Source organism: Streptomyces sp. NBC_01463 (assembly GCA_036227345.1).
Lineage (GTDB): Bacteria > Actinomycetota > Actinomycetes > Streptomycetales > Streptomycetaceae > Streptomyces.
This window is the reverse complement of sequence record CP109468.1, coordinates 935,620-948,150: the sequence shown is the minus strand read 5'-3', so window position 1 is coordinate 948,150 and position 12,531 is coordinate 935,620. Positions and strand designations below refer to the sequence as shown.

General features: G+C 70.7%; 14 protein-coding genes. 7 read left to right on the top strand and 7 right to left on the bottom strand.

Features of this window, described 5'->3' with window-relative positions; translation table 11 throughout:
• Nucleotides 1-72: 72 nt before the first annotated feature.
• From OG521_04150 to OG521_04130, 5 genes are all read right to left on the bottom strand, one after another.
• On the bottom strand, nt 73-516 hold the full coding sequence (locus OG521_04150; protein ID WUW20018.1) for a response regulator: 444 nt from the start codon (nt 514-516) through the stop codon (nt 73-75).
• Nucleotides 513-2,135 (bottom strand): CHASE3 domain-containing protein, encoded by a 1,623-nt coding sequence (locus OG521_04145; GenBank protein WUW20017.1) that lies wholly within the window; start codon nt 2,133-2,135, stop codon nt 513-515. The genes OG521_04150 and OG521_04145 overlap by 4 nt, the downstream gene beginning before the upstream one ends.
• Nucleotides 2,132-3,385, bottom strand: coding sequence for a SpoIIE family protein phosphatase (locus tag OG521_04140; GenBank protein ID WUW20016.1), 1,254 nt, complete (start codon nt 3,383-3,385; stop codon nt 2,132-2,134). Before OG521_04140 ends, OG521_04145 begins: the two co-directional genes overlap by 4 nt.
• A gap of 133 nt (nt 3,386-3,518) precedes the next feature.
• Nucleotides 3,519-3,725, bottom strand: coding sequence for a hypothetical protein (locus OG521_04135; protein WUW20015.1), 207 nt, complete (start codon nt 3,723-3,725; stop codon nt 3,519-3,521).
• A 28-nt stretch (nt 3,726-3,753) separates the two neighbouring features.
• Complete coding sequence (locus OG521_04130; GenBank protein ID WUW20014.1) at nt 3,754-4,644, bottom strand: RNA polymerase sigma factor SigF; 891 nt, start codon at nt 4,642-4,644, stop codon at nt 3,754-3,756.
• Nucleotides 4,645-4,978: 334 nt separating this feature from the next.
• On the opposite strand from OG521_04130, the gene OG521_04125 reads away from it, so the two are divergent.
• Both OG521_04125 and OG521_04120 read left to right on the top strand, forming a co-directional pair.
• Nucleotides 4,979-6,463 carry an SDR family NAD(P)-dependent oxidoreductase gene (locus OG521_04125; protein WUW20013.1) on the top strand — a complete coding sequence of 495 codons (1,485 nt, stop codon included), beginning with the start codon at nt 4,979-4,981 and terminating at the stop codon, nt 6,461-6,463.
• Nucleotides 6,464-6,860: 397 nt separating this feature from the next.
• Nucleotides 6,861-7,037 carry a hypothetical protein gene (locus OG521_04120; GenBank protein WUW20012.1) on the top strand — a complete coding sequence of 59 codons (177 nt, stop codon included), beginning with the start codon at nt 6,861-6,863 and terminating at the stop codon, nt 7,035-7,037.
• 78 nt (nt 7,038-7,115) lie between these two features.
• Here OG521_04120 and OG521_04115 read toward each other — a convergent pair whose 3' ends face one another.
• Both OG521_04115 and OG521_04110 read right to left on the bottom strand, forming a co-directional pair.
• The gene (locus OG521_04115) at nt 7,116-7,490 is read right to left on the bottom strand and encodes a CrcB family protein (GenBank protein ID WUW20011.1); all 375 of its coding nucleotides are present in this window, start codon (nt 7,488-7,490) and stop codon (nt 7,116-7,118) included.
• Nucleotides 7,487-7,957, bottom strand: coding sequence for a CrcB family protein (locus OG521_04110; GenBank protein WUW20010.1), 471 nt, complete (start codon nt 7,955-7,957; stop codon nt 7,487-7,489). The genes OG521_04115 and OG521_04110 overlap by 4 nt, the downstream gene beginning before the upstream one ends.
• A gap of 198 nt (nt 7,958-8,155) precedes the next feature.
• On the opposite strand from OG521_04110, the gene OG521_04105 reads away from it, so the two are divergent.
• The 5 genes from OG521_04105 to ureC are packed head-to-tail and all read left to right on the top strand — an operon-like array spanning nt 8,156 to nt 12,527.
• Entirely contained in the window at nt 8,156-9,118 is a 963-nt protein-coding gene (locus tag OG521_04105; protein ID WUW20009.1) for an urea transporter, read from the top strand.
• A 59-nt stretch (nt 9,119-9,177) separates the two neighbouring features.
• Entirely contained in the window at nt 9,178-9,483 is a 306-nt protein-coding gene (locus OG521_04100; protein WUW20008.1) for an urease subunit gamma, read from the top strand.
• A gap of 4 nt (nt 9,484-9,487) precedes the next feature.
• The gene (locus OG521_04095) at nt 9,488-10,324 is read left to right on the top strand and encodes a cobalamin biosynthesis protein CbiX (protein ID WUW20007.1); all 837 of its coding nucleotides are present in this window, start codon (nt 9,488-9,490) and stop codon (nt 10,322-10,324) included.
• A complete protein-coding gene (locus OG521_04090; GenBank protein ID WUW20006.1) occupies nt 10,321-10,803 on the top strand; it encodes an urease subunit beta in 483 nt (160 codons plus the stop codon). The genes OG521_04095 and OG521_04090 overlap by 4 nt, the downstream gene beginning before the upstream one ends.
• Entirely contained in the window at nt 10,803-12,527 is a 1,725-nt protein-coding gene (gene ureC / locus OG521_04085) for an urease subunit alpha (GenBank protein WUW20005.1), read from the top strand. The genes OG521_04090 and ureC overlap by 1 nt, the downstream gene beginning before the upstream one ends.
• Nucleotides 12,528-12,531 lie beyond the last annotated feature (4 nt).

The window sequence follows — 12,531 nt, the reverse complement described above, 5'->3', positions numbered from 1 at the left end:
GCCTCGGACCTCTCTTCTCGCTGGTCGTGTACCCGCGTCGGGAGATCCCACTCCCGGTGATGTCAGCAGATGTTACGCACGTCCGGGGAGCCGCACCACAGTCACGAAGAACTCGTCGATCTGGCGGACCGCCGCGATGAACTGGTCGAGGTCGACCGGCTTCGTGACGTAGGCGTTGGCGTGCAGTTTGTAGCTGCGCAGGATGTCCTCCTCGGCGGAGGACGTGGTCAGCACGACGACGGGGATGAGCGAGAGCTCGGGGTCCTGCTTGATCTGCTCCAGCACCTGGCGCCCGTCGTACTTGGGCAGGTTCAGGTCGAGCAGGATCAGATCGGGACGCGGGGCGTCGCCGTACGCGCCGCGGCAGTAGAGGAAGTCGAGCGCCTCCTGCCCGTCGCGGACCACGTGGAGCGTGTTGCGGATCTTGTTGTCCTCGAACGCCTCACGCGTCATGAGTTCGTCGCCGGGGTCGTCCTCGACGAGAAGGACCTCGATGGGCTGCACGGGGTTGGTCACGCGGTGTCTCCGGGGATCTCGTCGGGGCCCGCCGTCTCCCCGGCGGCTGCCGGGGAGGTTTCGGCGTCGGCGGGCAGGCAGAAGTGGATGCGGGTTCCCTGGCGGGGTTCGGGGTCGAGCCAGATCCGGCCGCCGTGGAACTCGATGATCTTGCGGCAGAGGGCGAGTCCGATGCCCGTGCCGTCGTACTCGTCGCGGGCGTGCAGACGCTGGAAGATGACGAAGACCTTCTCGGCGAACTCGGGGGCGATCCCGATGCCGTTGTCCGTCACGGTGAAGTGCCAGACGTCCTCCTCCCGCACGCAGCCGACCGTGATGACGCTCGGCTCGTCCGGACGGCGGAACTTCACCGCGTTCCCGATCAGGTTCTGCCAGATCATCGCGAGCGTCGTCGCGTCGCCGTTCACCTCCGGCAGCGGGTCCTCCCGCACGACCGTGGTGCCCGACTCCTCGATGACCATTGCCAGATTGGCCAGGCCCCGGTCCAGCGCGCGGTCGAGATCGACGGCGTTCCAGCTGTCATGGACCCGGCCGACCCGGGAGAAGGTCAGCAGGTCGTTGATGAGCACCTGCATGCGCTTGGCGCCGTCGACCGCGAAGTCGATGTACTGCTTGCCGCGCCCGTCCAGCTCGTTCCCGTACCGCTTGTCCAGCAGCTGGCAGAAGGACGCGACCTTCCGCAGCGGCTCCTGGAGGTCGTGCGAGGCGACATAGGCGAACTGCTCCAGCTCGGAGTTGGAGCGGCGGAGCTCCTCCGTCTGCTGCGCCAGCAGCTCCTCGCGCTCCTGGGAGGCGTCGAGCTCCTCGACCAGCCGGCACCGCATGTCCTCGACGGCGGCCGCCACGGCCCGTACGTCGGACGGCCCGCGCACCTGGATCCGCCGCCGGAAGGTGCCGGACCGCACCTGGCGGGAGGCCTCGGCCAGTGCGTTCAGTGGCCGGCCCACCACCCGGTGCAGCAGCAGACTCAGGGCGATCACGCACACGATGAAGCAGGCCACCAACGCGATCAGGGCCTTGTCACGGGTGGCGCGTGCGTCATTGAGCTGGGCACGCGCGTGATCCCTGGCGGTGTCGAGATGGGTCTGCTGCGCGGTGTAGAGCCGCCGGAGCATGTCGAAGGCCGCCTTGCTTCCGGCGCTCCTGGTCGACGACCGGCTCTCCGGGCCGTCCCGCCGGACCGCGGCGATCAGCGGTTCGGCGTGCTGCTTGCGCCACTGCGCCGAGGCGGCGGCGATCCGGTCCAGATCGCGGTCGTACGGGTCGCCGCCGCCCATGGCGTCGCGGACCCGCCGCAGGCGCAGCTGCTCGTCGACCTTCCCGTCCGCGTACGGCTGGAGGAAGGAGGGGTCGCCGGTGAGGGCGAAGCCGCGGACCCCGGTCTCCTGGTCGAGCAGCGCGTTCTGCAGCTGGAAGGAGGCCGAGCGGGCGGGCTGGATGCGGTCGACGAGTTCGGTGGTCCGGTCGGATATTCGGGCCAGGACGAGTCCGCCGACCACCAGGCAGCCGCACACGACCAGGACGAAGGCGCCCAGGATCAGATGGACCCAGTTCTGGACCGACAGCCGCGCCAGCCGTCCGGGCCGCTGCGGGGTGTCGTCCGACGAGTCACTGCTCATGAGGTGTTCCTTTTCCAGGCGAGATGCAGCACGGCCACATCGTCGGCGAGGCCGCCGTAAGGGGCCGCCCCTTCGGTGGCGCCGGCGACCAGCGCGTCGACGAACGGCCGCGCCGGCAGTCGGGACCGGTCCCGGGCCATGGCCAGCAGTCCTTCCTCGCCCAGCCGGGTGTCCGGTCCGGTGCGCCCCTCGAAGAGGCCGTCGGTGAAGAGTACGAGACCGGAGCCCGGCGCCAGCGCGTGCTCGGTCGAGATCCACTGGCCGTGGCCCGGCAGCAGCCCGAGCGCGATGCCGCCCTCGGGCTCCACCCAGTCGATGTCCGTGCCGTTGCGTACCAGGAGCCCCGGGTGTCCCGCCCTGACGATGCGGACGTGGTCCCCGCCGGGCGGGAAGACGAGCGAGGTGACGGTCGCGAAGACATGGGGGTCGGAACGCTCGGCGACGAGTATCTCCTCCAGCAGCGCGAGCTGTTCGAGCTGGCCGGTGTCGCACAGCACCGCGGTGCGCCAGGCCACCCGCAGGCAGACCCCGAGGGCTGCCTCCGCCGCACCGTGCCCGGACACGTCACCGATCACGGCGTGGACGGTGCCGTCGGGTCTCTGGACCACATCGTAGAAGTCGCCGCTGAGCAGTCCGTGGGCACGGCCCGGCTCGTACGTGGCGACGGCCTCGAAGCCGTCGTCGTTGAGCAGCGGGACGGGCAGCAGCCCCCGTTCGAGGCGCGCGTTCTCCTGGGCCATCAGCTGGGTGGCGCGCAGGGCCGCCGCCGCCCGCTCGACCTGCTTGCGCTGGAGGGCGTAGCGGACCGCGCGCGACAGTGCCTGCGGGTCGATCCGCCCCTTGACGAGATAGTCCTGCGCACCGGTGGCCACCGCGTCGAGCCCCGCCTCGGCCTCCGCCAGGCCGGTCAGCACCACGATGGCGGCGTCCGGAGTGGTCTCCAGGATCCGGTTCACGGCACTCAGGCCGTTGACGTCGGGAAGGTGCAGGTCCAGCAGGACACAGACGGGGGTCCGGTGGCCGCGGAGGAAGGTGAGCGCCTCGGTCAGGTTCTTGCACCAGGTGAGCGCGGAGTCCAGCTCGCCGTCGGCGAGCATCTCCTCGACGAGCAGGGCGTCGCCGGCGTCGTCCTCGACCAGGAGGATGGCGGCGTTGAGGTCCCAGACGGAGGGCCGGCCGGCCGGTGCGGAGCCGGTCTGCAGCGGAAACGCCGCCGCAACCGGATGCCGGGTGGGGGAGCTGGTACGCATCTCAGCCACGGTTCACCCTCTCGTCGCGCCCGAGCGGGCTGCCCGTCGTCGCCCCGCAGCATATGTGAACGACGCCCGCCGCTGTGCGGTCGGGCGTCGTCCGGCTGATGAAGGTTGTCCGGGCGCTGGTGGTTCAGCTCGGGGGGATGTCCCCGGTGAGCTTCTCCAGCCTGAGCAGATCGTGCGGGGTGATGCCGGCGAGCCCGGACACCGCGTCGATGTCCGCGCCCGCGCGGACCGCGAGCACCGCTTCCAGTTCGACGTCCGCGCGCCCGGCGTCCGCTGCCGCCTCGGCGTCACGAAGCCGGTGCACGGCCAGTTCCAGTGGGGAGAGATCCATAGGACGGGATGCTCTCATGTGCCGAAGGTCACGCCTCGACGGACATCCCCGCCCGCAGCTGCTTGACGATGCGCGCGATCAGCCGGGAGACGTGCATCTGCGAGACCCCGAGCTCGGCACCGATCTGGGACTGCGTCATCTCCTGGCCGAAGCGCATCTGCACGATCCTGCGCTCGCGGTCGTCGAGCTGCTCCAGCAGCGGCGCCAGTGTGTGGAGGTTCTCGACGGTCTCCATCCCGGGGTCGGGCTCGCCGATCACGTCGGCGAAGGACCGCTGGTCGTTGCCGGCGTCGGTCTCGGCCGACGGGGTGTCCAGGGAACCGGCCGAATAGCCGTTGGCCGCGACGAGCCCCTCGATGATCTCCTCCTCGGGAAGGTCGAGGTGGTCGGCGAGCTCCTTGACCGTCGGGTCGCGGTCCAGGTCCGCGGCGAGCTGCTCCTTGGCCTTGGCGAGGTCGACCCGCAGCTCCTGGAGCCGTCGCGGCACGTGCACCGCCCAGGTGGTGTCCCGGAAGAAGCGCTTGATCTCCCCGACGATGTAGGGGACGGCGAAGGTGGCGAACTCGACCTCGCGCGAGAGGTCGAACCGGTCGATGGCCTTGATCAGCCCGATCGTGCCGACCTGGATGATGTCCTCGGTGTCGTCGCCGCCCCGGTTGCGGAACCGCGAGGCGGCGAACCGCACCAGGGTGAGGTTCATCTCGATGAGGGTGTTGCGCGCGTACTGGTACTCGTGCGTGCCCTCCTCGAGGACCTGCAGACGGTCGAGGAACACCTTCGACAGAGCACGCGCGTCCTTCGGGGCCACCTTGCCGGTGTCCTCGATCCAGGGCAGCTCCGAAGCCTCCGCACCGCTCTGCCCGGGCAGCGTGCCCGTCCCGCCGAGGATGGTGCCGGCCTGCTCCGTCGTGCTCGTCATGATGTCGCCCCTCCATGTTGCCAAGTGCGTTGGACCTCGTGTGCCCGCTAATGACGGGGTCATGCCTCCTGGATGCGATTCTTTTTCGGCCGCCGTTTCGGCACTCCCGCGGGACGGGCCCGGGCGCAGGGAGGAACCGCTCCCGCACCCGAATGGAGCAGCACCCGGGACATGGCAAACTTGACGGGGGCGTTCGGCCCGCAGTGCGGCGGCTTCGCGCAGAAGCCCGCGGCCGGACCTCAGTCCCGTGGACGTCAGTCCTCGTGAGCCCGGCTCGGCGGCGCGCCACGGTCCGCCGAGAGAATCCGGCGGCACAAGCAACAGAGGAACGGCAATGACGGTGACAGAGGACGGCCCGGAGCTCGTGCCCGGTATCGAGGAGTTCGGTCCCGGTATCGACCCGCAGCGGCTGGCCGTCTGCCTGAGCGTGCTCGACGAGCTCGACTCCATCGAGGTCGACCACCCGGACGCCATCGCGGTACGCCGCGCCACCGCCGGCGTCTACCGCACGGTGAAGCAGCGCCGCCGCCAGGAGCGCCGCGCCGCCAAGACCGCCCACGACAAGGCCGTGACCGAGGCGACGGCGACCGGCTCGGCCGAGCGCATCGACGACGAGACCCAGGGCGTCCTGCCGTCCTCCTCCGCCACCGCCGAGATCGCGGGCGTCCTCCAGCGGCCCAGGTCCTGCTACATCTGCAAGACGCGGTACGTCGAGGTCGACGCGTTCTACCACCAGCTCTGCCAGTCGTGCGCCCGGGAGAACCGCGCCCGGCGCGACGCCCGCACCGACCTCACAGGCCGCCGGGCGCTGCTCACCGGCGGCCGCGCCAAGATCGGCATGTACATCGCGCTGCGGCTGCTCCGCGACGGCGCGCACACCACGATCACCACGCGCTTCCCCAACGACGCGATCCGCCGCTTCAAGGCGATGCCGGACAGCGACGAGTGGATCCACCGCCTGAAGATCGTCGGGATCGATCTGCGGGACCCGGCCCAGGTCGTCGCGCTGGCCGACTCGGTGGCCGCCGAGGGACCGCTGGACATCCTGATCAACAACGCCGCGCAGACGGTCCGCCGCTCCCCGCAGGCGTACAGCGAACTGCTCGGCGCGGAGTCGGCCCCGCTGCCCGCGGGTGAGCTTCCGGCCGCCGAGGTGATCGGCACCTTCGGCAGCGGCAGCGTCGACCGGGTGGCGGCGCTGCCGGCCGCCCGCAAGGACGGGCTGAGCGCGCAGGACGTCACCGACCTCGCCCTGGTGACCGGTTCGGCCTCGCTGGAGCGGATCGCCGCCGGCACCGCGATCGACGCGGGCGGGCTCGTCCCGGACCTGCACCACACCAACAGCTGGATCCAGACAGTCGACGAGGTCGAGCCGATCGAGCTGCTGGAAGTCCAGCTCTGCAACTCCACCGCGCCGTTCATCCTGATCAGCAGGCTCCGCCCGGCGATGGCGGCCACGGCGGCCCGGCACGCCTACGTGGTCAACGTCTCCGCGATGGAGGGCGTGTTCGGCCGCGGCTACAAGGGCGCGGGCCACCCGCACACCAACATGGCCAAGGCCGCGCTGAACATGCTGACCCGGACCAGCGCCCAGGAGATGTTCGAGAAGGACGGCATCCTGATGACCGCCGTCGACACCGGCTGGATCACCGACGAACGCCCGCACCCCGACAAGGTGCGCCTGGCCGAGGAGGGTTTCCACGCCCCGCTCGACCTCGTCGACGGTGCCGCCCGCGTCTACGATCCGATCGTCCGCGGCGAAGCCGGCGAGGCGATGTACGGCTGCTTCCTGAAGGACTACGCCCCCGCCAACTGGTAGTCACCGGCTGCCCCACGGCTTCCGTGAGTCCCACGGCGTCCGTGGCGTCACACCCGCCGCAGCCTCACGCCCCCCTCGAAAGACCCGGCCCGGGAACACTCCCCGGCCGGGTCTTTTCGCTGCTCGGTGGCTGAAAGTGACCCAGAGCACACGTTCCATCGAGCATGGATGCGCTCATTTGGTTACTCTGAGGGGAACGGACGCCACCAAGGGATCCACGAAGGTTCCTCGGCCGTCCTGGGACAGGCCCGTCAACCGGGCCGCCGTCCCGCCCCGTACCCGGCGCCACCGCGACCGAAAAGATCCTGCCCTGCCCCGCATCACGGGCGGTCGACCACCGGATATGAAGCCGGAGCGTCGCATTCGCCCGGGGCTACGCGACACAAAGGAGTGCGCGGTGACGACACCGGAACTGACGAAGCACGAGAAGCGACCGGCCGAACGGTACGGAGAGCGGGCCCGCAGGCCCGAGAAGCTCCGCAACATCGAGGTCTGGGCCAGGTCCGCGCCGATCCGGCTGGCCGGCTACGAGGACGACCTCGCCGAGCCGCACATCCTGCCCGGCATCGACTGAGCGCTTCCACCCGAGCTCCGGTCCGCACCCCGAAGAGGGGCGGGGGCCGGAGCTCGGTCGTGCCGGGTGCCGCGCTGGTCAGAAGACGGCGTCGGCGACGGCGGCCCCGGCGAACGAGAGTCCCACCCCCGCGCACACGGTGAGCAGCAGATAGCCCGCCGCCAAGGCCAGCCGGCGGGCCGAGGTCAGGGTGAGCAGCTCGTAGGAGAACGTCGACCAGGTCGACAGGGCCCCGCAGAAGCCGGTGGCGAGCAGCAGGTTCAGCCGGGTCCCGAGGTCCCCGTCGGTCGCCGCCTCGGCGACGAAGCCGAGGATCAGGGCCGCGCCCGCGTTGGCCGCGAAGGTGCCCCAGGGAAAGAGGGAGTGGAGGCGGAACTTCGCGTCCACCCCGAGGAGATAGCGCAGCGGCGCCCCCACGAGCCCGCCGGCGAGGACGAGCAGCCAGTCGGTCATGAGGCGTCGCTCGCCGTGCCGCGGGAGCGCCCGAAGGCGACGTGGGTGGCGAAGGCGCCCGCCGTCACGGCCGCCAGTGCGGCCACCACGGTCAGCAGCAGACAGCCGACCGCGTAGCCGGGCCGATGGTTCCCGAACAGCTCCCGCACGTTGTCCGTGTAGTGCGAGAACGAGGTGAACCCGCCCAGCACACCGGTGCCGAGCAGCGGGCTGACCAGCCGGGGTGCGCCGGGGAAGCGCAGCTTCAGGGTGACCATCAGGACGCCCATCAGAAAACAGCCCACCGTGTTGACCAGCAGGATCGTCCACGGGAAGGCCGACGTCCCGTTCGGCCACAGGCGCTCGGCGCCGTACCGGGCAACGGCCCCGGCGGCGCCGCCGACCGCGACGGCGCCGACGACCGACAGCTGCACCCCCGGATGGTGATCGGGGTGGGTGCGTCGGTGCAGCGGCATCTTCCGGTCCATGCCGCGAACCTACGGAGCGGGCCCGGGCGGCCCGGACCGAGCGCGCGGGGCGGTCCGGGGCTCTACCCGAGTGGTCTACCCGGGGACGACGCAGCGCGACTATCCGATCGCCTTATGTATTGATGGCAGGAGTAGTCATATGCCTGCGCGTCGTTTGCGCCGCTGCGGCCCCCTTCTGCCGAGCCGTTGGAGCACGCCTTGCCCCTCGCCGAGCCGGACATCGTCCGGCGGCTGGAGCGCCGCCGCCCGTCCGCCTACCTGCTGGCCTCGCTGCGCGGCGTGGGCCAGGTCGACCTCCAGCCCGGCCTGGCGACCGGCGCGTTCATCCTCGCCGGACTCTGGGCGGCGGGGTGGGAGACGGGCCTGTTCGCCACCCTGGGCACCCTGATCGCCACGGCCACCGCCTGCGCGCTGGCCGTCGACCGGGGGAGCATCGCCCTCGGACTCCAGGGGTACGCGGGCTGTCTGACCGGCATCGCCCTCGTCTCCTCACTCGGCAACCACCCCGCCACCTATGTGCTGACCGTCGTGGGCGCCATCATGTGCACCCTGCTGATGGCGGCCCTCGGCACCTTCCTCGCGCCGTACGGCCTCACCCCGCTGACCGCGCCCTTCTGCCTGGTCTCCGGCGTCATGGTGGTCGGCGCCCCGTCCTTCGCCCGCGTCTGGCACGGCGCGCCGGCCGCCGTGTCGAGCACCACGACCGGCGACACCGCGTGGTCGTGGGATGCGCTGTGGCACGCGTTCTTCAACAACGTCTCCCAGATCTTCCTGGTCGAGAGCTGGTACGTCGGCCTGATCATGCTCGTCGGCCTCGCGCTGGCCGGCCTGCGCGTCGTGCTCTACGCGGCCGCCGGCAGCGCGGCCGGGATCGCCGCCGCGTGGCTGCTGGGCGCGCCGACGGAGCTGATCGCCAACGGCATCTACGGATACAACGCGGTGCTCGTCGCGATCGCCATCGGCGCCGTGTTCATGGCCAACACCGTCTGGACCGGGGTCTACGCCCTGTTCGGCGCTGCGGCCACCACCGGCCTCACCGCGTCGCTGACGTCCTTCTTCAAACCGTTCGGCGGCCACACCTTCACCTGGCCGTTCATTCTCACCACCTGGGTGCTGATGGCGGCCGTACCCCTGTTGCCCCGCCTGCGCCGGAGCGAATGACCGCCCTGCCCACCGGAGCCCCTGGCTCCACCCGTACATCACCGAGGAAGGTACTGACGATGAACCTCGCACCTCGCGAGATCGACAAACTGCTCGTCTACGTCGTGGCCGACCTGGCCCGCAAGCGCCAGGACCGCGGTCTCAAGCTCAATTACAGCGAGTCGGTCGCGCTGATCACGGAGGCGATCCTCGAGGCGGCCCGCGACGGCAGGACCGTCGCGGACTGCATGGAACTGGGCCGCCATGTCGTGGGCGAGGCCGACACCATGGACGGGGTACGGGAGATGCTCGGCCTGCTGCAGGTCGAGGCGTCCTTCGTGGACGGGACCAAGCTTGTGTCCTGCCACGACCCCATCGGCGGCTGAACCCGTGGCCGAGCACTGTGCCGTCGTCGCCGTGTGCGGCCACGAGGCCGCCCACGGGCGGGCGCTCGACGGGGTCCTCGACGCCGGCGTCGACGTCGTGTCGAACGGGCGCGAGCTGTTCCGGAGCGTCACCGCGCACGGGCGCCGGGGCGAGGAGACCGTCGTCGTCCCCATGACGCTCGGCCGCGATCCCGAACTCGTCGCGGACACCGCCCGGACGCTGCGTGCCGTACCCGCGGCCGAGCGCGGCACCACCGTGCTCGCCGAGCCGTTCGGCACCGCCCAGCACCTGACCGGCTGGCTGCGGGCGGCGGCCGGCCGGGTGCCCGAGTCCTGCGCGCTGCTGCTCACCGCCCCGTCGGGCGATCCGTTCGAGGACGCCGAGCTGTACCGGATCGCCGCACTGGTACGCCGCTACGGCCGGCGCGGACTCGTCGAGGTGGCGTTCACCGGGGGAGACCCGGACCCGGCCGAGGGCGTGCGGCGGTGCCGGCTGCTCGGCGCGGAGCGGGTGACGCTGCTCCCGGCCGCGTTCGCGCTGCCCCAGGTGCCCGAGGAGGGCGCGCTGCCGGTCGAGCCGGCCGGTCCGCTCGTACCGGCGTCCGCGCTGCGACGCGTACTGGCCGAGCGCGTCGCCGACGCCCGGCGACGGTGGCACGAACACGGCGACGACGGCATCGCGACCGGGCTGACCGCGGCCGAGAACCATGGGCACTCCCACACCCACCCACCGGGCGAGGGGCACGACCACGCGCACCCCCACGAGCACGGCACCGGGCATCCGCACCACCACCCGTCCGCAGCCCCCGGCGCGGACCCAGTCGTCAGGAGCATCGCATGACGTTCCGTCAGAAGTATCTGTACGGCAAGGACCCCATCGAGCTGAACGCGGGCCGCCGCACGCTGAAGCTCACCGTGAGCAACACCGGTGACCGTGCCGTGCAGGTCGGTTCCCACTACCACTTCTTCGAGGTCAACTCGGCGCTGTCGTTCGACCGCCAGGAGACGCTCGGCATGCACCTCAACATCGCCGCCGGCACCTCCGTGCGGTTCGAGCCCGGCGGCTCGCGCGAGGTGGAGCTGTGCGCGTACGCCGGCACCGGCCGTCTCGTCGGCTTCAGCGGCCTGCTGAACGGCAGCCTCGCCTCCCACCCCGCCCGCGTCGAGGCCGTCCGCAAGGCCATCGAGCAGGGATTCCAGGGCGCGCAGAACACCCCCGGTGCCAAGCCTCCCGCCAAGGGGCCGAAGGCTCCCGCCAAGGGATCCAAGTCCGCAGCGGCTTCGAAGGCCACCAAGGAAAAGAAGAAGGGTTCGCGCTGATGCCCATCCTGCCGCGCAAGCAGTACACCGACATGTTCGGCCCCACGGTCGGCGACCGCTTCCACCTCGCCGACACGAACCTCGTCGTCGAGGTCGAGAAGGACTACAGCGAGGGCCTGTACGGCGACGAGGTCGTCTACGGCGGCGGCAAGACCATGCGCGACGGCATGGCGGCCGACCCGCAGGCCACCGCCGCCCAGGGCGCGCTCGACACCGTCATCACCAACGTCGTGGTCATCGACCCGATGGTGGGCATCGTCAAGTGCGACATCGGCATCAAGGACGGCTTCATCGTCGGCATCGGCAAGTCCGGCAACCCGCAGACGCAGAACAACGTCGACCCGGACCTGGTCATCGGCCCGGGCACGGAGGCCATCGCGGGCGAACACCTCATCGCCACCGCCGGCGCGATCGACACCCACGTCCACCTGATCGCCCCGCAACAGGCCGAGCAGGCGCTGACCAACGGCATCACCACCCTCATCGGAGGTGGCACCGGTCCCTCGGACGGGTCCAACGGCACCACCTGCACCCCCGGCCCGTACAACATCGGCAAGCTGCTCCAGGCCGCTGAGAGCATGCCGGTCAACCTCGGCATCATGGGCAAGGGCAACGGCAGCCTGCCGGAGGCGCTCAACGAGCAGGTGGTGGCCGGTGCCTGCGGGCTCAAGGTGCACGAGGACTGGGGCGCCACGCCGGCCGTCATCGACAACGCGCTGAACGTCGCCGACGCGTACGACGTCCAGGTCTCCATCCACACCGACAGCCTGAACGAGAGCGGCTTCTTCGAGGACACCCGCTCCGCGATCGACGGCCGGGCCATCCACACCTTCCACAGCGAGGGCGCGGGCGGCGGCCACGCCCCCGACATCCTGCGCATCGCCGGTGAGCCGAACGTCCTGCCGTCCTCCACCAACCCGACGCTGCCGTACACCAAGAACTCGGTGGACGAGCTCCTCGACATGGTCATGGTCTGCCACCACCTCAGCCATGACATCCCCGAGGACGTCTCCTTCGCCGACAGCCGGGTCCGGGCCGAGACGATCGCCGCCGAGTCGGTGCTGCACGACCTCGGCGTGATCAGCATCTTCTCCTCCGACTCCCAGGCCATGGGCCGGATCGGCGAGTCCGTCACCCGGGCCTTCCAGACCGCGCACCACTGCAAGGACAAACTCGGCACGCTGGAGGGCGACTCGGCCCGCAACGACAACCAGCGGGTGCTGCGCTACCTCGCCAAGGTCACCATCAACCCGGCGATCGCCTCCGGGATCTCCGACCACGTCGGATCGATCGAGAAGGGCAAGCTCGCCGACATCGTGCTCTGGCCCATCCACTCCTTCGGCGCCAAGCCGAAGATGGTGATCAAGGGCGGCATCATCTCGTGGGCGCAGATGGGCGACCCCAACGCCTCGCTGCCGACCCCGCAGCCCGTCATCTACCGGCCGATGTTCGGCCAGTACGGCAGGGCGATGCAGGCGACGCACGCCACCTTCATGTCCCAGGCGGGCATCGCCGCCGGGGTCCCGGCCGCACTCGGCCTGGAGCGCCAGGTCCTGCCGGTGCGCCGCACCCGCACCATCGGCAAGCACAACATGGTCCGCAACGACGCCCTGCCGGACATCCAGGTCGATCCGGAGACGTTCAGGGTCACGCTCAACGGCAAGGTCGCCACCATCGACCCGGCCGAGACGCTGCCCCTCAACCACCTGTTCTTCCTGGTCTAGGGCC